Source organism: Pseudomonadota bacterium, assembly GCA_039024915.1.
GTDB lineage: Bacteria > Pseudomonadota > Alphaproteobacteria > Rhizobiales > MH13 > MH13.
This window is the reverse complement of sequence record JBCCPK010000004.1, coordinates 170,230-192,324: the sequence shown is the minus strand read 5'-3', so window position 1 is coordinate 192,324 and position 22,095 is coordinate 170,230. Positions and strand designations below refer to the sequence as shown.

The 22,095-nt window shown below is 59.2% G+C and carries 17 protein-coding genes; 8 read left to right on the top strand and 9 right to left on the bottom strand.

Annotated features, from left to right (window positions below; all coding sequences use genetic code 11):
• Positions 1–16: 16 nt before the first annotated feature.
• Positions 17–763 carry a hypothetical protein gene (locus tag AAF739_09345; GenBank protein MEM6382866.1) on the top strand — a complete coding sequence of 249 codons (747 nt, stop codon included), beginning with the start codon at positions 17–19 and terminating at the stop codon, positions 761–763.
• 9 nt (positions 764–772) lie between these two features.
• Here AAF739_09345 and AAF739_09340 read toward each other — a convergent pair whose 3' ends face one another.
• Both AAF739_09340 and AAF739_09335 read right to left on the bottom strand, forming a co-directional pair.
• Entirely contained in the window at positions 773–2,905 is a 2,133-nt protein-coding gene (locus tag AAF739_09340) for a TRAP transporter fused permease subunit (protein ID MEM6382865.1), read from the bottom strand.
• 100 nt (positions 2,906–3,005) lie between these two features.
• On the bottom strand, positions 3,006–4,055 hold the full coding sequence (locus tag AAF739_09335; protein MEM6382864.1) for a TAXI family TRAP transporter solute-binding subunit: 1,050 nt from the start codon (positions 4,053–4,055) through the stop codon (positions 3,006–3,008).
• 123 nt (positions 4,056–4,178) lie between these two features.
• On the opposite strand from AAF739_09335, the gene AAF739_09330 reads away from it, so the two are divergent.
• Entirely contained in the window at positions 4,179–5,789 is a 1,611-nt protein-coding gene (locus AAF739_09330) for a D-alanyl-D-alanine carboxypeptidase family protein (GenBank protein ID MEM6382863.1), read from the top strand.
• 56 nt (positions 5,790–5,845) lie between these two features.
• Positions 5,846–6,949 carry a GTP-binding protein gene (locus AAF739_09325; protein ID MEM6382862.1) on the top strand — a complete coding sequence of 368 codons (1,104 nt, stop codon included), beginning with the start codon at positions 5,846–5,848 and terminating at the stop codon, positions 6,947–6,949.
• A 3-nt stretch (positions 6,950–6,952) separates the two neighbouring features.
• On the opposite strand, the gene AAF739_09320 is transcribed toward AAF739_09325, so the two are convergent.
• A complete protein-coding gene (locus AAF739_09320; GenBank protein MEM6382861.1) occupies positions 6,953–7,204 on the bottom strand; it encodes a sulfurtransferase TusA family protein in 252 nt (83 codons plus the stop codon).
• 83 nt (positions 7,205–7,287) lie between these two features.
• Between AAF739_09320 and AAF739_09315 the strand changes: the two genes are divergently transcribed.
• The gene (locus AAF739_09315) at positions 7,288–7,842 is read left to right on the top strand and encodes a DUF924 family protein (GenBank protein ID MEM6382860.1); all 555 of its coding nucleotides are present in this window, start codon (positions 7,288–7,290) and stop codon (positions 7,840–7,842) included.
• A 16-nt stretch (positions 7,843–7,858) separates the two neighbouring features.
• Here the strand turns inward: AAF739_09315 and AAF739_09310 are convergent, their stop codons facing one another.
• A complete protein-coding gene (locus AAF739_09310; GenBank protein MEM6382859.1) occupies positions 7,859–9,901 on the bottom strand; it encodes a nitrate- and nitrite sensing domain-containing protein in 2,043 nt (680 codons plus the stop codon).
• A 165-nt stretch (positions 9,902–10,066) separates the two neighbouring features.
• Here AAF739_09310 and AAF739_09305 point away from each other — a divergent pair, with 165 nt between their 5' ends.
• The 3 genes from AAF739_09305 to AAF739_09295 are packed head-to-tail and all read left to right on the top strand — an operon-like array spanning position 10,067 to position 13,699.
• Entirely contained in the window at positions 10,067–11,527 is a 1,461-nt protein-coding gene (locus tag AAF739_09305; protein ID MEM6382858.1) for a lipopolysaccharide biosynthesis protein, read from the top strand.
• Positions 11,524–12,732, top strand: coding sequence for a GNAT family N-acetyltransferase (locus AAF739_09300; protein ID MEM6382857.1), 1,209 nt, complete (start codon positions 11,524–11,526; stop codon positions 12,730–12,732). Before AAF739_09305 ends, AAF739_09300 begins: the two co-directional genes overlap by 4 nt.
• Positions 12,733–12,757: 25 nt before the next feature.
• Positions 12,758–13,699, top strand: coding sequence for a leucyl/phenylalanyl-tRNA--protein transferase (locus tag AAF739_09295; GenBank protein MEM6382856.1), 942 nt, complete (start codon positions 12,758–12,760; stop codon positions 13,697–13,699).
• Between the two features lie 27 nt (positions 13,700–13,726).
• On the opposite strand, the gene AAF739_09290 is transcribed toward AAF739_09295, so the two are convergent.
• From AAF739_09290 to AAF739_09270, 5 genes are all read right to left on the bottom strand, one after another.
• Entirely contained in the window at positions 13,727–15,358 is a 1,632-nt protein-coding gene (locus AAF739_09290) for an AMP-binding protein (GenBank protein MEM6382855.1), read from the bottom strand.
• 73 nt (positions 15,359–15,431) lie between these two features.
• Positions 15,432–15,863, bottom strand: a complete 432-nt coding sequence (locus tag AAF739_09285) for a RidA family protein (protein ID MEM6382854.1) — start codon at positions 15,861–15,863, stop codon at positions 15,432–15,434.
• Between the two features lie 105 nt (positions 15,864–15,968).
• Positions 15,969–17,213: a glycine betaine/L-proline ABC transporter ATP-binding protein gene (locus AAF739_09280; protein MEM6382853.1), complete on the bottom strand. Its 1,245-nt coding sequence runs from the start codon at positions 17,211–17,213 to the stop codon at positions 15,969–15,971.
• Between the two features lie 48 nt (positions 17,214–17,261).
• Entirely contained in the window at positions 17,262–18,320 is a 1,059-nt protein-coding gene (locus AAF739_09275; GenBank protein MEM6382852.1) for an ABC transporter permease subunit, read from the bottom strand.
• Between the two features lie 25 nt (positions 18,321–18,345).
• On the bottom strand, positions 18,346–19,359 hold the full coding sequence (locus tag AAF739_09270; GenBank protein MEM6382851.1) for an ABC transporter substrate-binding protein: 1,014 nt from the start codon (positions 19,357–19,359) through the stop codon (positions 18,346–18,348).
• Between the two features lie 641 nt (positions 19,360–20,000).
• Between AAF739_09270 and AAF739_09265 the strand changes: the two genes are divergently transcribed.
• Positions 20,001–22,043 carry an EAL domain-containing protein gene (locus tag AAF739_09265; GenBank protein MEM6382850.1) on the top strand — a complete coding sequence of 681 codons (2,043 nt, stop codon included), beginning with the start codon at positions 20,001–20,003 and terminating at the stop codon, positions 22,041–22,043.
• Positions 22,044–22,095 lie beyond the last annotated feature (52 nt).

Below are 22,095 nucleotides of genomic sequence, written 5' to 3'. Positions count from 1 at the left end.
TCGGCAACTTGAACCCATGAAGAAAAACGAACTTCCAGTATGGGCCGAGGTGTTGATTATTGGAGGCCTTTTTGGTGGCTCCACTGGCCTTTGGGCCTTGCTAGTTCGGTATGGTTGGTCAGACTTCTGGAAGAATGTCCACGAGTGGCAAACACTTATTGCTGCCATGATTGCGCTAGCTGCAGCGCTTTCGACAATTAGGGTCATGAACGGCCAGCGCGCCGATGAACGAGAGCGCCATAAAAGCTTGTTGCTAAGGAAGAAGCTTGCCGCGAGAGCGCAAATGCCGGACGCGCTCAGCGCCATTTGTCGGTATGCAACGGATAGTGTGGATTATTTATTGCATGATCAGGTCGATCTACCTGATAGTCCGCAAGATGAAATGACTACCCTCAAGTTAGCACTTGAGTACATTGACAACTCCGAGGCAGAAATAACTTATCAGATTATATCACATTATCAGATACAAAATTCTCGTCTAGAGTCATTTGATAGAGAATTAAACGAGTACCTTATAAATCAATACTGTTATGATGCTATCTTACTCTATGCACTTGCGACCAGTCTTTTTGATTACGCTCGAAACAAAAATCAAGATGGAGGTGCAGCGCTTCTCACGCGTGAAGAATTAGACCGAGCAGCGAACAACGTGTTCTTCTCTTTAGGATCTGAGCGCTCTCTCTATCCAGAAGAAGCTGAGCGCTCTGACTATCCAGAGCCAACCCTCGAAGAGATAATTCAGCGAAGACATGGCAGAAATTAAGGCGCGAACTCACGCCCCCTGCCGCTCCCGATCCTTCTTGATACTCCACGCCAAGATGCCCAGCACGACCAACGCCCCTGCTGTCTCTAAGAGAGGCGTGTTCGGCCACATCAGCGCGACGCCTGAAACGGCGGTGAGTATACGCAGAGGCCAGTTGAGCGGATACTCCATATGCCCTTCGATAGCCGCGCCGAGCGCATAGACGCCGAGCGTGGCAGCCATGAAGATGAAGATGCTCTCAAGGAAATCGCCGCCCAGAAAATTCGTGTACGCGAACAGGACCGGCATCAAGTAAAGCCCCTTGGCGAGCTTCCAGCTCATAACGCCGGTCGCCATTGGCTTGGTTTTGGCAATGGCCGCCGCCGCAAAAGCGGTCAGACAGACGGGCGGCGTGACATTCGAATCCTGCGACAGCCAGAAGATGATCATATGCGCCGACAGAAGCGCGGTGGTGATCAACGCCGGGTCGTGCACCTGCGGGTACACCACGTTCAACAGTTCCTGCGGCATATCCTGCACAACCGCCCGCGCCGCTTCGGGCGCCATCGGTTCCGCCAGCAGCGCGGGTAGGTTCGGATCGGCCAGCATGAAGCTCATGCGCGCGATTTCGGGGATCGTCCCATCGATCAGCGCTTGGGTGAGATGCGCATTCTGGATCAACGCGTGTAACGCGGGCGCGGACAGCGTCGCGAGCACGATATAGGCTGCCGTCACCGGCAAACCCATCCCCAATACGAGTGACGCCAACGCGATCAGCGCGATGGCGATCAAGAGGTTTCCGCCCGCCCAGTCGGCGATCATCAGGGAAAAGGTGTTGCCGATCCCCGTCATGGCGATGACGTTGACCATTGCTCCCACGGCCACCAGCAGGACGCCGGTCATGATCATGTTTTTGGCGCCAAGAATGAGCGCTTCGAGGATCGCCTTCGGCCCCATTTTGTTGGGCGTCAGCCAGCTTGAGACGATGACCGACGCAATCGCCCAGATGGCGGCATAAACCGGCGTAAAGCCGTAGATGAGTAGACCGATCAGCGTCGCGACCGGGATCAGAAAGGCGGGACCGCCACGCTTAAGGACGTCCCACGCCGAAGGGGCATCCTCGTCGGCGATCTGCATGTTCAGCTTCTTGGCTTCAATGCGCACGAAGAAGCCGACCGACAGGAAGTAAACGATCGCCGGTAGGAAACTGACGGCTACGATGTCGAGGTAGGGAATCTGGGTGTAACTCGCCATCACGAAAGCACCCGCGCCCATGATCGGCGGCATCAACTGGCCACCGGTGGACGACGCCGCTTCGACACCGGCAGCAAACTTTGGCGGGAAACCCGACCGCCTCATCAAGGGTATCGTGATCACGCCGGTCGATACGGTGTTGGCGACTGCCGAGCCGGAAATCGTTCCGGTCAGGCCCGACGAAAAAACGGCGACATAGCCCGGTCCGCCGATCAGCTTGCCGGCAACCGCGCGCGCCAGATCGATGATGAACTCGCCGGCGCCTGAACGGACCAGAAATGCACCGAACAGGATGAATAGGAACACGAACGTCGCCGAAATGTTGGCGATCGTCCCAAACATGCCCTCATCGGTGAAGATGGTACGGAACACGATGGTCTCGACCGAGAGCCCACCGAAGCGGAACACATTGTCGAGATACTGGCCCCAAAAGGCCGGGTAGCTGAGGGCCAGCAAGATCAGGATGGGGATGATGAGGCCGGTGGCGCGGCGGGTCAGTTCAACCGCACCGATGATCACGATGATGGCCCAAACCCATTCCTGCGGGGCAAGCGTTACGCCACGCGCGTATATCGCGTTTTCGGATGCGATGAGCAAAAGCGTTGAGACCGATACGATCACGCCAAACGCGATATCGATCGCAAGCACGAGTTGCTTTGCCTTAGGGGACCGCGTCCGGATCATCGGATAACGCAGGCTGGCCAACATGGCGAAGCCGGCGAAATGGATACCCGTCAACCAGAAGGTCGACAGAGTGCCTTGGAAGTTCGCATACAGGTGAAAGATCGAAACCGCGAGCGCGAGCCCCGAGAAAATCCATGCCAACAGACCGCTGTCGAGCGGCCGCATCGTATCCTCGACGTAATCCTCGTCTTCAGGAGCTGCTTTGCTCGATTGCACGTCCGCCATTGGCTCCGCCTTCAACGCGCCATCATCATGGCATGCTTGTCAAAAAAACCCCGCGCCGGTGTGGCCGGCGCGGGGCGGATTGTCTGCCTGATCGAAGCGATCACATCCCCGGTTTCAGGCGGTCCGGAATGGTGAGGCCCGCCTCTTCATAGTAGCGGATGGCTCCGGGATGCAGCGGCAAAGGCAAACCGGCAATCGCCGCATCGAGGCTCATGGCGTTCGTCGCAGGGTGGATGCCCTGAAGGAAACCGAGATTCTCATAGATCGTCTTGGTGATCTGGTAGATCGTCTCCTCGGGCACATCCTCGCGCACCATCAGGAAGTTAGGCTGCGCGATCGTGTTCACGTCTTCATCGACACCTGGATACGTCCCGGCAGGAATGACGTAGCGGGTCCACAGCTCATCGAAATCACCGTTAGCCGCCGCCATCTGTTCATCGGTGAACTCGAGCAGGGTGATGTCGTCGCCCATCGCAGCAAACGCACGGGAAACGGCACCAACGGGCGCACCGGCCGGGGTCGACATGCCGACAACCTGACCGTTCTGCAACGCATCGGCTGACGGGCCGTAGCCCATAAAGACCAGCTCGAACATGTCTTCCATGTCCATGCCAAGCCCCGACAGAACCGTCCGGTTCGAGCCGATGGTGCCGGAGTTTTGCCGGCCCATCGACATTGGCTCGCCTGCGAGCGCCTCAACGTCACTAACGGTGCCAGTGTCGACATTCTCCGAGCGAATGATGAAGTGCTCAACGTTCGGCCACAGCATTGTGATCGAGCGCAGGTTCTCCTGCACACCCGCTTCGGCCAGCGGACCGGTACCGGTTGCAGCATAGGCGCCGAATAGGCCCTGAACGATTGCGAACTGCGCTTCATCATCGCGCAGCAACGCAACGTTTTCCCCAGAACCCGCCGAGTTGATCGCCGACACATTGATGCCCATGGACGGCTGCAGCTTGACCTTGATCAGCGTCGAGAGCGCCACGCCGACCGGGTAATAGGTGCCGCCGGTCGACGCGGTCGCCAAAAGATAGTCCTGCGCGTCCTGGCTACTGGCCGTCGAAACAGCAAAGCCGCTCACGGTCAGTGCAGCTGCCAAGGCCCCGGCGCCCAGAACGGAACGGCGGCTTGGTTTGGATGTGATCATCATGCTCTCCCTTAAATTCTCCCGTGCGCTTGCTGCGCACCTTGTCCGACAATTCTTGCTTGATCGCGGTCGGTTCGCTTGCCCCAGTGTTAATACGTCGATCAACCTAAGGACAACCCCGTAAGCATGCCTCGCGAACAGAGCCCGCTCGCATGGTTGACCATTAAAATAATCCAGCCTTTGCCATCGTCTGGCCAAACGGGTTATGAATACTGGCGCGTCAATCAAATCGACCGCGCACTTCAATCGCCATACAACGAGATACAGTCCGCCGTGCCATCCGCTCGCCTCGCCTGTCTTTTGCCCCTTCGCCCCATAGCCTCACTGCGCGCGCTAGCGTTGTTCGTGCTCGCAGCCTGCACAGTTATTGCTGGAGCAAGCAGCTCGCTCGCCCAAGTTTCGGGCCTGGGCCCATACACGGGGCCTTCCATCACAGTTGACGTGAATTCGGGCAACGTCCTGTCTTCCAACCGCCCCTTTGATGCGTGGTACCCTGCCTCCACGACGAAGATGATGACCGCTTATGTGGTTTTCCGCGCCGTGCAAGAAGGGCGGGTGACAATGCAGTCACCGGTTCGCATCTCGCAGAATGCTGCGAACCAACCGCCCTCAAAGGCTGGCCTAGCGGTTGGTCAAACGCTGACCGTCGAAACCGCACTACGGGTGCTGATGGTCAAGAGCGCGAACGATATCGCGGTCGCGCTCGCCGAAAGCGTCGCGGGGTCCGAGCCAGCGTTCATCGCGGAAATGAACCGCTATGCCCAAACGTTGGGAATGCGGCGCACAACCTTCACCAACCCTCACGGGCTTCCGAGCCGCGGACAGGTTACAACGGCCTACGATCTGGCTGTATTGACGCTCGCCTTGTTGCGCGACTTCCCCAACCGCAAAGACTTCTATTCGATGCCGGCGGTGACCTTGGGCCGCGCAAACTGGGTGAACTCCAACATTCTGCTGCAGCGCTATCGCGGAGCGTTTGGCTTCAAGACCGGCTACATCTGCGACTCCGGTTTCAACCTGGTTGCAGGCGCGCGGCGTGGTGGCCGCACCCTGATTACCGTCACGCTTGGCGCGCGCTCGGGGCTCGAGCGTGCCGTCGTGACGGCCAACAATCTCGATGAAGGCTTCCGCCGAGCTGGGGGGCTTTTCGGCTCGTCGGGCCGCGCGTTGGCTGATCTGCGGCCAAGCGGACAGGTCCGAACCGATGCAACGCGGATGCGCCCGATCGTATGTCAGCGGCCCCGCGTACGGCCAACGTTTGAAGAACTGGCTTCGGCCTATGGAACGGCTTCACCGGCCTACGCACCGCAAAGCGCATCTGGGAATGCGTTCGCATCGAGCGATGCCAGCGCGGTCGTCCTGCCTGGACAAGTAACTGATGCAGCCGAGGGTCAACCGGAAGAAGAAATCAATGTCCTCGACGTCCTGCTCGGCCCGGTGATCCGGGAGCCTCGCCCCATTGCGCTTGCTCTTGGCGGCGCAACTGGTCCTGGGGTCGCAAGACGTGGCCGCTGGGTTGTACCGAGCCCCGTTGCTCGTCCGGCTGTCGGCCTCGCTGCAGCACAACCGCCCGCAGCTGTGCAGGCCGCGCCGGGACAGGTCGCGCCAAGCGCCCAAGGACCCGTGGTCATTCTCCAGCCACCGGTCGCGGCTTCGGCAACGCCGCAGACCACAGGGACAAATATCGGGCGCGCCATTCCGCGAGCCGTGCCCGCGCCGATACCGCGCCCCTACTAGCATCGAGTTCGATCAATAACCTGCCCGCATCGACAACCGCTCCCATCAGCACCGAGTTGAAACGCCCCGATCGCATGCCGGTCGTGGTGCTTTCCGGCTTTCTCGGTGCCGGAAAGACCACGTTCCTCAATACCTTGATGCATGCCGAGGCCCTGGCGGGCTCTATGGTGATCGTCAACGAGTTTGGTGACGTCGGCCTCGATGGTTTGTTTCTGGAAGCTCAAAGCGCAGGTCACGGCGAAGGTCTTCTCATCAAAGAGCTCAACTCGGGCTGCTTATGCTGCACCCTTCAGGGGCCGCTGGTGCAAACCCTTGAGGACCTTTTGCGCGCACGCGACAATGGGCGTATCGAGCCGTTCCGCCAACTCATCATCGAGACAACCGGGCTGGCCGACCCAACCCCCATCCTTGGTGCGTTTGCGACACATCCCTATCTATCGCTGCGTTATCTGGTGGGCGGTATCGTAACAGTTGTTGACGCAGCGCAGGATCCCGAAAGTCTGGACGGCACCCCTGAAGCGACGGCGCAGATCGCGGTTGCCGATGTTCTGGCGATATCCAAGAGGGATCTTGTCGACGAGGTGCAGTACGCGAAACTGGCCGCCGCCGTGCACGCGCGCAACCCAGCAGCGCGGCAGAGGCTCACATCAGAACTGGCGAACGATACCGCGTGGCTCAGCGACTTGCTGGCCCAAGCGGAGGGCATCCAGCCAAGGCGGCACGCGGCGCACCAGACCGCGCATCACCATGATGTAACCGCCCATGCGCCTAGCGGCCACAGCGACGACCATCATCATAATCATGATCACGGTCACGGTCACCACCACCACCATCACGCCTTCAGTACTGTCGTGACATCCGAAGCGCCGCTTCAAAGCAGAACCGTACAGATGTTCATGGAGCTTTTGGGCATGAACCTGCCCGGGCAGTTGCTCAGGGTCAAAGGCATCGCCTACTTTGCAAGCGAGAGCCATCCCGACGACCCCGCCGAGCCTTGGGCGGTTCACGCTGCCGGGCCGCTTCAGCACCCCGCCCGACCGGTGAGCGAGGCCGTTGCCGCCAAACTCCCGGACACAACGAGCCGCATCGTCGTCATCACGCGCTCCGATCAGACCGATAAAGTTCAAAACCTTTTTGCGGCCTGCTTGCGCGGCGCGTGAGCCTCAACCGCGTCGGATCACAAAGCGCGCCACTTCGCCGTCGACCGATTGATCGACCAGCTCATGGCCGCATTCGCGCGCCATATGCGGGATATCCAATAGGGCAACCGGATCGTTGCTGAGGACTTCAACAAGCGCACCTTTTGGCTGGAGACCCAGAGCCTTTCGCGCGCGCAGAACCGGCAGCGGGCACTTCTGCCCCACACAATCGACCGTCTTGCTGATCATCCCGATTTGTAGGTCACCACGGTCCATGTAAGCATCTCGCATAAGCCGGCTGTTGGGCACCAGCCAAAACATAACCGGCCCCCAAAACAACGCACCAAAAGGAGTGGCCAATGGGCATTGAGCGTGAAGACGAAGCATTGGACTTGCTCGCAACCTGGTGGGACATCGGTGAAGCGGGTTGGTTCAGCCAGTCTGACGAGACCGATGCCATGCTGAAAGACCGTTTTGGTCACCTGGTGACCCAAGCCCGCGCCGGCGAACTCAAAGCGTGGGAGGACGCTCCTCACACAGCGCTGGCACTAATTCTCTGCCTTGATCAGCTGCCGCGTAACCTGTTCCGGGGAACCGCCGACGCGTTTTCAAGCGATGACGCCGCCTGCATCCTCGCCGATGCAAGCCGGGCGAAGAATTATGACAAAGCCTACCGCGGGATGGACAGGGCCTTTTTCTATCTGCCCTATATGCATTCAGAGGATATGAGCCAGCAGGATCTGTGCTGCGATATCTACCGCCAACTGGGTAATCAGGACGCCTACTACTATGCCTTGCTGCACATGGATGCGATCCGTCGATTTGGCCGTTTCCCCCACCGCAACGCGATCCTCGGGCGCCAATCGACGCCCGAAGAGATCGCGTACATGGAAACCGGTGGCTTCTCGGCTTGATTTATAGCCAAGCCCTTTACGCGGCGGCGACCTCATCGAGGAACTGATCGACGATCTGGCGCAACCGCGCCGATCGCTCGGCAACCTCACCTGATGCCATATCGACCTGACCGGCCGACTGCGATGTTTCATCGACAGCTTGGCTCATGGTGACCATGGCTTCGGCGACTTGACCAGTCCCCGACGCGGCTTCTGCGATGTTGCGAGATATCTCCGCTGTCGCAGAGCCCTGCTCTTCCACCGCGGCGGCGATTGCATTGGTGTAGGTCTGAACGTCCCGCATGGTCTCGGCGATGCCTTTGATGGCGTCAGCCGACTGGCTGGTCGATCCCTGAATGCCTGCAATCTGCGTGGCGATCTCCTCGGTGGCCTTTGCAGTCTGGTTGGCCAGCGACTTCACTTCTGATGCGACCACCGCGAAGCCCTTGCCCATCTCACCGGCACGTGCCGCTTCGATGGTCGCATTAAGGGCAAGCAAATTCGTCTGTTCGGCAATGTCCTGAATGAGCGACACCACATCACCGATCTGCTGGGCGGCTTGCGCAAGCTGCACAACCTGATCGCTCGACGTGTTTGCCGAGACGGTAGCCTGGTTCACAATCTCGTTCGCCTGCACGACTTGCCGCGAGATTTCTTCAATCGATGATGACAGCTCTTCCGTAGCTGCCGCCACGGTCTGAACGTTTGCAGACGCTTCCTCCGATGCCGTGGAGGTACCGGTAACCTGCTCGCGGGAGGCAGCCGAGACACCATTGAGGGCATCGACAGCCGCCGCCAGCTGATCGGAATTCTGGCCGACCGCATCAAGCAAAGCTGCGGCCTCGGTCCTGAACGAGGCAATGAGAGTGTCGACCTTCGCTTGCCGCTCGAGGCGCGTGGTTTGTTGCTGCTCAACCTCCTCACGCATGCGGGTACGCTCCAGAGCTCCTTGGCGGAACTCCTCGACCGAACGCGACATGATGCCGATTTCGTCGCCGCGATCACTGTCGGGTAGATCGAAATCATAGTCCTGGTTCGACAGTTTGGACATCGCATTCGAGACCCGGCCTATTCCAGAGGTGATTTGCCCGGCCACCTTCAAGACAAAAGCTAAGGTACCCACCAATACCAGCACAACAATCACAGCTTCGATTACGAAGACCCGCATGGCGACCGCTCGCATATCAGCAGCCAAGCTCTTGATATCGGCTATCAAACCGTCTTCGACTTGCTTGATCGCATTGATACGCGCTGTGGAGATATCCCACCAGCGGGCTGCCGTCACGCTGGAAACATCCCCGCCAAATGGCGCGCTGCGCGCAACGGCGCGCGCGGCATCCAAAGGCTGTACGATACGCTCACCGACAATCGATTGGAAATTTGCAACGGAGCTATCCGGCGCAAGACGCTGGAAGATGGCGATGTCAGTTTCTTGAGTCCCCTGCAGCGTCAGCATTCGGGCGTAGACCGGCTCTGTAAACGTACCCGAACCGAAGCCGGCAGCGCCCATCGCTCTCTCAAGGCCAGCGGCTTCCTTGGCATGAATAAGAGCGACATAAGCCTCAATTCGCTCGGCCATGAGCCCACTGTTGGCAAAGTCTTCAATGCCTTCTATGGCGATGATCAGATGATGAATAACCTCGGTGTAGACGCCGGCCATTTGGCCAACCTGCGCCGCTTGACTATCGACCTGGGTGCGCATCTCGACGATACGCTCACGGTCGCGCTGTATTTCATCTCTGAAGCTTGCGAAAACCTGCTGCAGCGACCCGCTCAGGTCGGCAAGCATAGCATCGACAGCAGCATAGGCCCGGTCTGCGGCAGCGCGCTGCTGTGGCAAGGACGAGGCAAATGACTGTCCGTCCGATGAAAGAAAGCCGGCAGACTGTCCGCGTTCGGCCTGCAGCCCGTGAACCACATCAGACAATAGGCTCGCTTTGACCAGCACTTCGGAGACAAACGCCGAGCTGCGCGAATCGTTCCATGCTGTCTTCAGCATGAAGCCGGCAAACGCGACCATTGCGACGAGAGGGATAGCGCAGCACAGCAGAATACGCTGGCGGATGGTCATCGATTTCATGTCAGCACCTGAACGGAAAATTGGACAATTATTTAGCTAGCGACATAATCCTCTCAGCGTTGAAATACGGTTAAGAACAACCTTTACGCTTGGGCAACCATTCACGCGAACGCGCCTTTAAGACGCCAATGGTAGCGCTGCTCCCGACGGAAGGGACAAACTCGCGTGGGACATTTCCAAAACCTGGCAGGCAAGCTGCCTGGGATCGGCGCCAAAGTGGCCCCGTTTGCAGAGAAAATTGATCTGGCTCTCGCCGACGACGGCCCCCGGTCTGTGGCGGCTCGGTCAGCGCTGTTCGCATTCGCCGTGCGCGTTCTCGCAGCGGTGGTTGCCTATGGGGGGCAGGTCGTTCTCGCCCGCATGCTCGGCGCTTACGAGTACGGCGTCTACGCCATCATCTGGGTATGGGTCGTCGTCATTTCCGTTTTCGCAGGCGTCGGCTTTCCGACCGGCCTGCTGCGTTTCATACCTCAACTGCGTGACGAGGGCCGCATCGCCGAATTGCGCGGCGTCATCGTCAAGGGGGCCTGGTTCAACGTTGGTCTCTCAACACTTATCGCCGCAGCAGGTGTGGCGGTTATTTTTGCGTTCCCTGATCTCGTCAGTCAGGCGTTTGTAATGCCGCTTGTCCTGGCTGCATTCTGTCTGCCCATGCTGACATGGGTCGATAACACCGACGGTGTCGCCCAGGCGTACGACTGGACGGATCTGGTCACCGTTCCCCCTTTCCTGATCCGTCCCCTACTGATCTTGATACTCTTCGTTGCGATAACCGCTGTTGGGGTACCTGCCTCCGCGACAACCGCAATGATTGCGACGGTTATCGGTGTATGGGCGATCACCATTGGCCAATTTCTCGCAATGCGACGGCGCTTGATTGCGAAGATCGGCAAGGGCCCAATGGAGGGGTCCATCAGCCCGTGGATTGCCGCCGCCGCACCAATGATTCTCGTCGAAGGCTTCATCCTTCTGATGATCAACACCGATGTCCTGGTCGCCGGCTGGTTTATCCCCCCCGATCAGGTCGCGGTCTACTACGCCGCGGCCAAAACGCTTGCCCTTGTGCACTTCGTATCCTTCGCCATCCGCGTCGCAACGATGCACAAAATCGCGCAATACCATGCTGCAAACGACGGCCCCGCGCTGCGGCGAACCGTTGCTGACGCGATCAACTGGATGTTCTGGCCAACCGTTTGCCTGACTGTGATGCTCCTGTTTGCAGGACGGTTTATCCTCGGCATTTTCGGCGATGGCTTCGAAGATGGCATGATTTTTCTCGCCATTCTCATGGCAGGTGTCACAGTCCGATCCGCCTTTGGGCCGGCGGAGGCCATGCTCACGATGGCCAACGCACAAAAGACGGCGGCATGGGTCTACGGCGTGGTGTTCAGTATCAACCTTTGTCTGAATTTGGTCCTTATTCCGACAACCGGCCTGGTCGGCGCAGCCATCGCCACGGCGACTGCCATGCTGTGCGAAGGTGTCTTGCTGATGATCATGGTGAGGCGCCATCTTGGCATAGTCAGTTTTATCGGCGTTGTCGGCCGGCTTAACCGTCCCGACGATGTCAAACCGCAGCCCTCATCACCCGCCGATCCGAAAGCAGCTCCCGGACCCGCTGAATGAGCACGGCCGCAACCAGCGTTCAGTCTACGCGGCAACCGCGTGCCCCAACCGATCAAACCCGGGGTCCACACGGCTATCGCGTGCTCAGTGGCCAGTCGGTCGAGCCAAACGTCTTCTTTCAACCGGCCGTGCTTGAACCCGCTTTTGCGTATCTCGCCCCGCGCGATACCGGCAATTGTTCGGCCATCGACCCTCAGTCACAGCTCAGTATCGGCGTGATGCCGGTGCATCGCGCCGAGGGACGATATGGCCCCCTGCCGACGCCAAAACCCTTGAGCGTTTGGCAACATCCTTACAGCGTTATTGGAACACCGCTGGTTGATGCAGACGATCCTCGAGCCGCAATAAACGGACTGCTCGACGCTGCCATGCAGCACGATAACGGGCCGCCAGTCCTGCGGCTTCCTATGCTGCGCACCGACGGCGCATTCTGGCAGCATCTGATCGCTGTTCTGGACGCGCGCGGCCTCAACCACGCAGTGACCGAGCGGTTTGAGCGAGCAGGCCTCGACATCGCATCGCCTCAATCAACCACCCTTCGCGATGTACAAACCAAAAAGAGCAACGCCAGCATCCGCAAAGCAAAGCGCCGCCTTGATGCGCATGGCAGCACAGAACTGCTTTGCGCCACAACCTTGCCGACCCTCGCCCGCGCACTTGATACCTTCTTCGAACTGGAAGCCTCCGGCTGGAAGGGCGAGCGTGGAACAGCCCTCAAGACCATCGGCCATGACGGCTTTTTCCGTACCGCCATCCTGAACCTAGGCGTCGACCGCGCTGCCCGCGTCTACACAACTTTGAGCAATGGTAAGGCCATCGCATCGACGGTCTGGATCCGTTCAAGCGCTCAAAAAGACCCCGTCTGGATGCCCTGGAAAACCGCCTACGACGAGGCCATGCGGCCCTTTGCTCCGGGAACAATTAACCTGCACGAAGCGACCGCAGACCTTTTGGGCCTCGCCGCTGAGAACGGCCAACCGTTCAAGATCGACAGCCTGGCAGGTTCCGATAGCGTAATTGCGGGTCGTCTTTGGCCGCACCGATGGCAGCTTGCAGACCTTCTCATCGACCTCGCCCCCGGCGGAAGCGTCTCCTATCGAACGATCTTGTTGGCGGAAACCGCTCGCGTCCGCGCGCGCACCGCAACGAAGGGAGCGCTTAGGTCTCTGAACGCTCTGTCCACACGCAGCTCGGGCGGAAGCTAAAAGGCAGGGAACAAGGAATTCGGCTATGGCAACGAGCGAAAATGAGGTCCTATATCCGCCACGATCGCGTGTCCGCGATGCATCCACAGGCAACTGGCCCATACCACGCGAAACCCTCGGGCAGACCGTCAAGCGTACCGTACTCGCCGGCGCGTACACGCTTCGGCCAAAACGTCTACCGGCCATACCAAGCATGCTCATCATGTGGCTGCGCTATGCTTTTGGCTCACCTGAAAGCCGAGCGCAGTTGCCCAACCCCGAAGATCGCCTATCGCGCATGGACGACCTTGCGGGCATGCTCGGGCGACGCGAAACGGACCACATCGTCGAAGGCTTTCGGCGGGGCATGCACCTATCCGGTCACGTCATGCCGCCTAAATGGCTGGCGCCAAACGCAATTTGCCTTCTGATGCCAGGCCGTCTTCACATCCAAAAAAACATGGCCCGAATTCTGCGATCTGATCGCTACCGCTTCACCTTTGACCGCGATCCGATTGGGGTGTTGAGCGGGTGCGCCGCTCCGCGCGATGGGCGCGTGCCGCTCACCTGGCTGCACCCGGGGATGATGGCGGTCATGCTGGATTTGTACGACGACCATGTCATGCACACACTTGAGGTGTGGAACAAAGATTGCGAACTCGTGGGCGGGTTATTCGGCTACGCCGTTGATGAGACTTTCCTGCTGGAAAGCATGTTCCACACCGAACGTGACACCTCAAAGCTGGCGACGATCGCGCTTGCTGCGCAGCTTGAAAGCTGGGGCTTCGCGGCGATCGATGGAGACGTTCAAAAGAGCCATCTGGCATCGTTGGGATTTGAAAGCTATCCGCGGGGGATGAAGGCAACTTTAAGCAAGTCCAAACCCAACGCGCCCTGGGGCCGCTGGCGTTTTGACGACCGGCTCGATCTGGGTAATTGGAAACCCGCCGATGGCCCGTGCCCTCTAAAGCCAGCGGTAACCGCCTAAACCAGAACCGCGCCAACGGTCACTGGGTTAATCCATGCCCTTGAGCATGCGGCGGATGATCTTGCCAGTGGTCGTCATGGGCAAACGGTCTACAAACCGGATCTCTCGCGGGTATTCGTGAGCGGCGAGGTTTGCGCGCACATGGGCTCGCAGATCGCGAGCCATCGCGTCATCGTCCCTGTGCCCGTTGCGCAAAACCACAAATGCCCGGACAATCTGTGTTCGCACAGGATCGGGGACGCCAATCACCGCCGCCATCGAAACCGCTGGGTGGCTCGTCAGACAGTCTTCAATCTCCCCGGGACCGATACGATGACCGGACGATGTAATGACATCGTCATCGCGGCCCACAAACCAGATAAAGCCGTCCATGTCGCGCATCGCCATATCGCCGGTCATCAGCAACGCGCCGAGCGTTTCTGATTGCCGCTTCTTCCGGCGCGTCGCGTCCTCCACTTGCCAATAGCCGAGAAACGCGACCGGGTCGGGCAGGCCCACCGCGATCTCCCCCACCTCACCGGGCTCGGTTTCCGTCCCATCTTCACGCACCACATAAACCCGGTGTCCGGGAACCGGTCGTCCGGTGGCACCTTCGCGCATAGCGCCATGGGCTACAGATGATCCAATCACAAGGTTGGCTTCGGTTTGCCCGTAAGCTTCAGCGATAGCAAAACCAAAAGCCTCACGAGCCCAATGGAATGTCTCGCGGCCAAGCGCCTCCCCTGCGCTCATGACCGACTGCAAACCGCTTTCACCGAGTGCCTCGGCTGGGGCGTGAGCCCGCATAAGCTTGAGCGCCGTCGGCGGCAGGAAAGCGTGCGTCACCCCCCGAAGCCGCATCGTCTCAAGCGTTTGAGTGGCATCAAACCCATCCGGATCGGCGTAGGCAACGACGGGGAACCCCAGTGAAAGCGCCGGAAACAGCAAGTTGAGCAGCCCCCCGGCCCACGCCCAGTCCGCTGGGGTGTAAAACACCGCATCAGGCGCGATCCTGTCTCCATGTGCGAAGGAGAAACCCGGCATATGGCCGGCCAGGACCCGGTGACCGTGCAGTGCGCCTTTGGCCGGACCAGTCGTGCCCGATGTGTAGATCATGAGCGCCGGGTCGTCAGGCGTTGTGGCGACAGCCGCAGCGCTTGCAGTATCGCCAATAAATGTTTCCAGGGACGTGGTGGAGGCAGGTTCGCTGTCGACATCAATCACGGTCTTCAAGCTCGTGAGGCCACCAGCAATACTGTTCAGCTTGTCGCGGCCAGATGGCGAAACAAACGCAAAGGACGCGCCGCTGTCATTCAAGCGATGCTCGAGCGCATCGCGCCCGTAACGTTCAGAAAGCGGAACGCCCACAAGGCCGGCGCGCAGGATTGCAGCATGAACAATGGCCGTCGAGAAGCCTTGCGGTGCAATCACGGCAACACGATCGCCACGTTTTGCCCCTTCGCGCATGAGGGCACCTGTGAGCCTTGCCGCCATGGCGGAAAGCTGGCCGAAGGTCAGCACTTCCCCGCTCGAGCCATCGATTATGGCAGGGGCATCGTAGGAGCGGTCGACGGGTTCATCGGCGATCTGCGCGCCCATATTAAGTTGCGCTGGCAGTGACCAGCTATGGCCGCGATAAGCGGCATCGTAATTCGCCTTGTCAGACACGATCCGGTTCATGAGCCGTTCCATCGTTTAAGCGCACGCCATCTCCCATCACACTGCGCCAACGTCCGCTGCAAAACCCGCAGCACTAACCACCGGATGGCCACTGGCCAACCTGCGGCAGCACGGGACCGGACGTCTCGCTTGTCGGACGTCGCGCGATCATATCGATTTCGACCAAAGCGCCAACTGCCAGTGCCGTTACCCCGACCGTCGTGCGAGCGGGCCGACGGTTCTGGGGAAAATAGGTCTGGTAGGTATCGTTGAAGACGGGGTAGTCGCGCTCAAACTCGGTCAGATAGCACCGGCATTGCAAGACATGGCTCAGATCGAGACCAAGGCCAGCGAGCACAATTTCAAGGTTCCGCATCACCGCGTGTGTCTGCGCTTGTATGCCCGGCGGTAAGGGTGCGTCCGCATCATCTGGATCCGTCGGCATCTGGCCGGTCAGTATCACCCAGCCCTCGGCTTCAACGGCATGCGAAAAAGGCGCAACGGGCTGGGCAGCACCGTGGATCATATGGAACTGTGGCGTGGATACTGATGCCGGCACGGTGCTTTCTCGTTCTGGGGCGACGACTGATTCAGCCAGCGTTGATGGACCGGCCCAGTCGGTGCGGTCGCGTCAGGCTGGTTCTGGGGTACGATGGGCCGCGTCGGACGCGTTACTGGCCGTAGCTTTGGAGTTGGCAGCGGGTTGAGCTGCAAGGATCGAGCCCAGTTCCTCTGGGTAGACCACGCCTTCGAAAGCCCCATCCTCAGAAACGACAGGGACCGGATATTCGGTATCCAGCACCTTTGGAAGCACATCCTCCAGCGAGCTGTGTGCGGCGACGGTGTTCCCAGCTATGGCGACCTCAGCGAGGCTGCGGTCGCCGGGTACCGCCATTGCGCCCTCCAGCGTATCTTCGCTGACATACCCGGTATACGTCCCTGACGCGGCATGCACATACGCAAACTCTTCGCCTGTACGCCGAAGCGCGGCGAGCGCTTTTTCGATGCTCTCGTCCGTCAGTCGCAGCTTTGGCGGCTTGGTCACCACATCAACGGTTAGCACGCGCGCACGGTTCACATCCCGCACGAACTCGGCGACGTAGTCATCGGCGGGCGACATGAGAATGTCGGCAGGCGTCCCAACCTGGCTGAGAACGCCATCTTTCAGAATTGCGATCTTGTCACCGATCTTCAGCGCCTCGTCGAGGTCGTGCGTGATGAACACGATGGTCTTCTGAAACTCGTCCTGCAACGCGACCAGTTGATCCTGCATCTGCGAGCGGATCAGCGGATCGAGAGCGGAGAACGCTTCATCCATCAATAAGATGTCCGCATCTGTAGCTAAAGCGCGGGCGAGGCCAACCCGCTGCTGCATGCCGCCAGACAGCTGGCTTGGATATTGATCCTCATACCCCTCAAGGCCCACAGTATCGATCCACTGACGGGCTTTCTCGTAGCGTTCATCTGTACCGACGCCCTGAACTTCCAAACCATAGGCGACATTGTCGAGCACACAGCGGTGCGGAAACAAGCCAAAGCGCTGGAACACCATCGACATGCGCTTTCGGCGGAACTGTTCCAGTTCGGCAATGCCTAACGACAGCACATCTTCGCCCTCTATCAAGATCTGTCCGTCGGTTGGATCGATCAAGCGATTGAAGTGGCGGATCAAGGTCGATTTGCCTGAACCCGACAGGCCCATGATGACAAAGATCTCGCCTTGGCCAATCGACAGGGAGACGTCATGGATGCCCAGCGTATGGCCCGTTTCAGCCAAGAGTTCCGTCTTGCCCATACCCTGCTTGACCTTACCAAGGGCCGACGCCGGGTCGGGGCCGAAGATCTTTGTGACACCTTTCACTTCAATCAACGACACAACGTCTTCCTTTCGGTGATGAACGCGGAACTCTGCACGGCACCGTCATCAATGTCCGGCCGCACGGTAAGCCTGCATACGGGAACCATAAGCCTGCGTGATCCGGTCAAAGACGATCGCCAGAATGACAATCGCCAGCCCACCCAGCAGCCCGCGCCCGGGGTCGTTGCGCTGAAGGCCCAAAAGCACCGTCTCGCCAACACCACGTGCGCCAATCATCGAGGCAATCACAACCATCGCCAGCGCCATCATGGTGGTCTGGTTGATCCCTTGCATGATCGAGGGCATCGCAAGCGGCAACTGGACATCGCGCAGAACCTGGAACCGCGTAGCGCCGAATGCGCGCCCGGCTTCCACCACTTCGCCGTCCACCTGCCGGATGCCCAAATCGGTCAGACGAATAAGCGGCGGCACCGCATAAATGACCGTGGCAATGATCGCGGGGACCTTGCCCAGACCGAACAGCATAACCGCCGGGATAAGGTAAACGAAGCTGGGGATGGTCTGCATCAAGTCGAGCAGCGGATTGATCGCGGCGCGGGATCGATCTGAACGGGCGATAAGAACGCCAACGGGCACACCGATGACGACGGAAATGAGGATAGAAACCAGCATAATTGCGATGGTTTGCATCGCCTGGTCCCACAGATCGAAAGCGCCGATCATATACATCGCCGCGCCCATGAGGAGGGCAAGCCCGGCTTTCCGGCTGGCCGCGTAGGCGATCAACATGATCAGCGCAATGATTTGCACTTCCTGCATCCACAGCCATTCGAAGGGCTGAACGGTATCCTCTCCGACGGTCTGTGTGATCCGAGCTCCGAAAAACAGCCCGGCCTCGATCACAAAAACAGCGCCCGCAAAAACGCTGCTCTTGCTGATAAGCCAAACGAACAAGCTGATGAGACCACCGAAAACGATCAACAGCAGAATTTCCGGTTCGGTGCGCCCTAGAAGAAGCCGCTCCAGCCAGACCAGCACGCCGAGAATGGCGTTCGAAAACGCTTCGAACTGATCACCGAACGTGATGACCAGATACTCGACGAAGTCGTTGGTCGAGCGGCGTACCGCGCGACCAAAATCGGGAAAAATACCATTCCACTCCATGACGAAGCTCCTCAAGAACCTCGTTTTAAAGTGCGGACTTCACGCGCTCGGCAACTTCGCTTGGCACCCAGCTTTCCCACGCCGTCGTCGTACGCAGGAACTCCTCCGCCGCTTCATCGGCGTCCGCGTCATTGTCTTGCATATACGCAACCCCCTGCGAGGTTTCGACAACACTGGTCTCATAGTTGGTCAGCAACTCAACAAGCTCAGGCGCGGCTGCAGCGAATTCAGCATTCGCTCCCACGTGAACGGGGGAAGACGGATAGGCGGTGGTTTCCGTCGGTTCGTCACTGGCTTTCATGGCTTCCCAGACTTCTGCGTCGAAGGGCGCTTCCTCCAGCTGAACGAGTTGACCGCCGACCTGACCGAAGAGGCCGGTTGGTGCCCAATAATAGAAGACGACCGGACGCTCGCGCCGAACCCGCGAGATGATGTCGGCTGCCATTGCACCGCCGGACCCCGGCCGAAAATTCGTATACAAGTCGGAAAGCCCGTAGACTTCGAGCTTCTTGGTGTTGATCTCTTCGCAAACCCAGCCAGCAACACAGTTGTAAAAGCGGCCCTTGTCGGGGTCTTCGGGGTCGGAGAACAAGTCTGCGTAGCGCGCCAGATCGGCTGGCGTACGAAGGTCTGGGGCGGGGGCGTCCGGTCCTTCAACGAGGTAGCGGGGGACAAACCAACCCTCAAGCGCCGCGGGGAAGTTTGGCCCGAGATCAACGAGAGTTCCAGCGTCCAAACCCTCCTGCCAGGCCGGCGGCGGGTTGGCCGTCCAGATTTCCATGTTCGCATCAAGGTCGCCGCGTGCAAGCCCGGTAAAACCGGCCAAGGTTTCGACCGGGATGATTTCAACCTCGCAGCCATAGCCCTCCCGCATAATGGTCGCGACAACTTCTGTGTGGAAGGCGTGCGACTCATATCCGAGCCCGGCCATGTTCACAGCACGGTCCAGCGGACATTCCTGCGCAATCGCTGGTGTGCTGAGGGTGGATACAGCGATAGCGGTGGCGAGGCCGAAGCCTGCAGCGACGAAAACTTTCATGATTGTGTCTCCCCGGTGCGACTTTGCGCACGTCTGGCAGTGCGCGTGGGTGGGAAGCATCCAGCCCTCATTGGCCCGACGCCTCCACGCGCTTCCATCCCTCCAGCATAGGCAATGGCACGGTGCTGTCCACCCGCCTGCCCGATCTAACTGTCACATTCGTAGATATGCGGATGCTGCCGGCACTATTCTGAAGCGCGCATAGTGTTCGATTTTGGGACGATCAAGCACATGGCACCTTCAAGTCAGGTTCACCGCACTTCCCAACCGAGGCTTTAGCTTTCCCGCTTAGGGTTGGAGCCTCGAGTAAAGAAAAGATCGACGAGTGGCAGCACCATGGCGAACACCGTTTCATCGCACTCTGGTTTAGCCGCGGCGTTGAACCTGAGCATGCAGACAATGGGTATCTGGCCTTTGCCCCAAAGCCACATGACGCCTTTCACAGGTATGCTTTCCGCTGCCAGCATGGCGCCGACGCGCGCGCGACGCTGCGGCGGGACCGATTGTGCAGGTTCATGGTGTGCCGAAGGACAACCGTTCTCACTTTTTGAGACGGGCTCTGTTTGATGGCGCGCCTCTCATCATGGAAACAATCGGCTTCCTACGGCTTGAAACGTCGGTTGTGGCTTATCTTCTTTACAATGACCACGACCTTTGTCGGCCTGATCATCTTGCTCAACGTCGAGACCCAGTTTCGCCTAATCGATCAACGGACGGATCTGCGAGCGCAGCACCTTGCGGACATCGTGGCCGAGGTGTCGATACCCAAGTTTGCCGGCAGGGCGGAGAACGACCTATCGGCCTTTTTTGAAGAACTCTACGAGCAAGACGATATCAACAACATCTATATCGTCGGGCCGCGCGGGCGCCTCATAATCGCCGGCAATGAGGAAGCCGCTCGGGCATCCATGGCCAATAATGCCTTTATCGCCGAAGCATTCGCGACCCGGCAAACGGTCCGCTCAACCGGTGACGGTGAAATCAGCGTTGCGACGCCGCTGATGCATTTTGGTGAGCCCATTGGCGCCATATTTCTCGAGCTGTGCCAGAAATCCCTTAATGGCGAAGTTCGAACCGTATGGCAGACAAACCTCTGGGCCGGACTCATCTTCATCATCGTGGGAAGCTGGCTCGCCAATCTTCTGGCGCGTCACCTCACCGGCCCCTTGACCGATCTGACGGTGGCAACCAAGCGCGCTGCGAACGGGGACCTCGACCAGGTGCTCGATATCCGCAGCAACGATGAGCTGGAGGAACTTTCCTCGTCGTTCAACACGATGCTCCAGACGATCCGCACGTCCATGTCGGAAATCCATCGCGTCGCCTATGAGGATAAGCTGACCGGTATCCCCAACCGCGGCTGGTTGAACATGCATCTCGAAAAGCTGGCGCGTCAAGCGGACCATCCCGAGTTTGCGGTCATGTTCCTCGACCTCGACCGGTTCAAGCTGGTCAACGACACGCATGGCCATCACATCGGGGACCTGCTGCTACGAGAGTTTGCTGATCGTCTGCGCTCCTGCATGGCCGATCTGGGATTGAAGCAGCGTGTCGTGGGCTCCAATGACATGGCGCAGATCGATCTGGCCGCCGACGAAGCGATCCTCGCGCGCCTCGGTGGCGATGAATTCACACTTGTCGTTCCTGCGGACAGGGCCGAGCGTTTGGCCGAACGGATCATTGCAGCGCTCGATAAGCCGGTTGTGTTGGATGGTCGGCGTTTGACGGCATCGACGAGTATCGGCATCGCCCTGTGTCCGGCCCATGCAAACTGCCGCGAGGACCTTCTCAAGGCTGCGGACATCGCGATGTACCAGGCCAAAAGCGCAGGGCGTCGCACCTACGCCTTCTATGATCACTCGAATTTCGCGCAATTGCAGGCCAATCTCGACCTTGAGCAGGATCTCACGAGAGCGATCCATGAGGACGAATTCGACCTCTACCTGCAACCGCAGTTCGATCTGAGTTCGGACCGGGTTATCGGCGCCGAAGCGCTTATCCGCTGGCAGCATCCGGTCCGCGGTCTGATTGCGCCGGGCGAGTTCCTGCTGGTCGCCGCTGCTGCCGGCCTGATGCCGATCATCGGGCAGATCATGCTTCGCAAGACGATCCAGGCCACCGCGCGGATTAACGCACGTCGAAAGGACCCGCTGACACTTGCGGTGAACATCGCCATCGAAGAGCTTGATCAGGAAGGTTTCGCCGACGCAGTCGCCCGCATGCTCAAATTTTACGGCGCCTCTGCCGATGCGCTTGAGATCGAGATTACCGAAGGCACCGCCATGGAAGAAAATGCGCGCGTCGTTCAGCAGGTGGCCATGCTCCGCGCTCTCGGCATCCGGCTTGCGATCGATGATTTCGGAATGGGGTATTCCAATCTTTCCCGCCTCAAGGAACTGGCCTTTGAAACCCTGAAAATCGATCGCAGCCTTGTTGAAGGCGTTGGTGACGATGATGCAGCAGACTCGCTGTTTCTCACCATCATTGAATTGGCCGAAGCCATCGATGCGCGTGTAGTTGCGGAGGGTGTGGAGACAGCGGAACAACGCGAATTTCTGCGCGGCACCAACTGCCACTCTTATCAAGGCTATCTCGGGGGACGTCCGATCCCGGCAGATCGCTTTGAGGATTGGATCAGCGAGAACGGCGTCATCGACTACGCCGCGCAGTCCGACGCAGCTTAATCAGGGCCGCGGCGCAGGATAGGCTTTCTGCGCATGGCGAGCGCGTGCATGT

What these genes read in the sequence shown, in the direction of transcription:
- AAF739_09320 (MEM6382861.1), bottom strand. Translation starts at nt 7,204, where the DNA reads ATGGACCGTGGTGACCTACAAATCGGGATGATCAGCAAGACGGTCGAT.
- AAF739_09270 (MEM6382851.1), bottom strand. Translation starts at nt 19,359, where the DNA reads ATGAAAGTTTTCGTCGCTGCAGGCTTCGGCCTCGCCACCGCTATCGCT.
- AAF739_09340 (MEM6382865.1), bottom strand. Translation starts at nt 2,905, where the DNA reads ATGGCGGACGTGCAATCGAGCAAAGCAGCTCCTGAAGACGAGGATTAC.
- AAF739_09345 (MEM6382866.1), top strand. Translation starts at nt 17, where the DNA reads ATGAAGAAAAACGAACTTCCAGTATGGGCCGAGGTGTTGATTATTGGA.
- AAF739_09295 (MEM6382856.1), top strand. Translation starts at nt 12,758, where the DNA reads ATGGCAACGAGCGAAAATGAGGTCCTATATCCGCCACGATCGCGTGTC.
- AAF739_09330 (MEM6382863.1), top strand. Translation starts at nt 4,179, where the DNA reads ATGCCTCGCGAACAGAGCCCGCTCGCATGGTTGACCATTAAAATAATC.
- AAF739_09285 (MEM6382854.1), bottom strand. Translation starts at nt 15,863, where the DNA reads ATGATCCACGGTGCTGCCCAGCCCGTTGCGCCTTTTTCGCATGCCGTT.
- AAF739_09265 (MEM6382850.1), top strand. Translation starts at nt 20,001, where the DNA reads ATGACCACGACCTTTGTCGGCCTGATCATCTTGCTCAACGTCGAGACC.
- AAF739_09310 (MEM6382859.1), bottom strand. Translation starts at nt 9,901, where the DNA reads ATGAAATCGATGACCATCCGCCAGCGTATTCTGCTGTGCTGCGCTATC.
- AAF739_09335 (MEM6382864.1), bottom strand. Translation starts at nt 4,055, where the DNA reads ATGATGATCACATCCAAACCAAGCCGCCGTTCCGTTCTGGGCGCCGGG.
- AAF739_09275 (MEM6382852.1), bottom strand. Translation starts at nt 18,320, where the DNA reads ATGGAGTGGAATGGTATTTTTCCCGATTTTGGTCGCGCGGTACGCCGC.
- AAF739_09300 (MEM6382857.1), top strand. Translation starts at nt 11,524, where the DNA reads ATGAGCACGGCCGCAACCAGCGTTCAGTCTACGCGGCAACCGCGTGCC.
- AAF739_09315 (MEM6382860.1), top strand. Translation starts at nt 7,288, where the DNA reads ATGGGCATTGAGCGTGAAGACGAAGCATTGGACTTGCTCGCAACCTGG.
- AAF739_09290 (MEM6382855.1), bottom strand. Translation starts at nt 15,358, where the DNA reads ATGAACCGGATCGTGTCTGACAAGGCGAATTACGATGCCGCTTATCGC.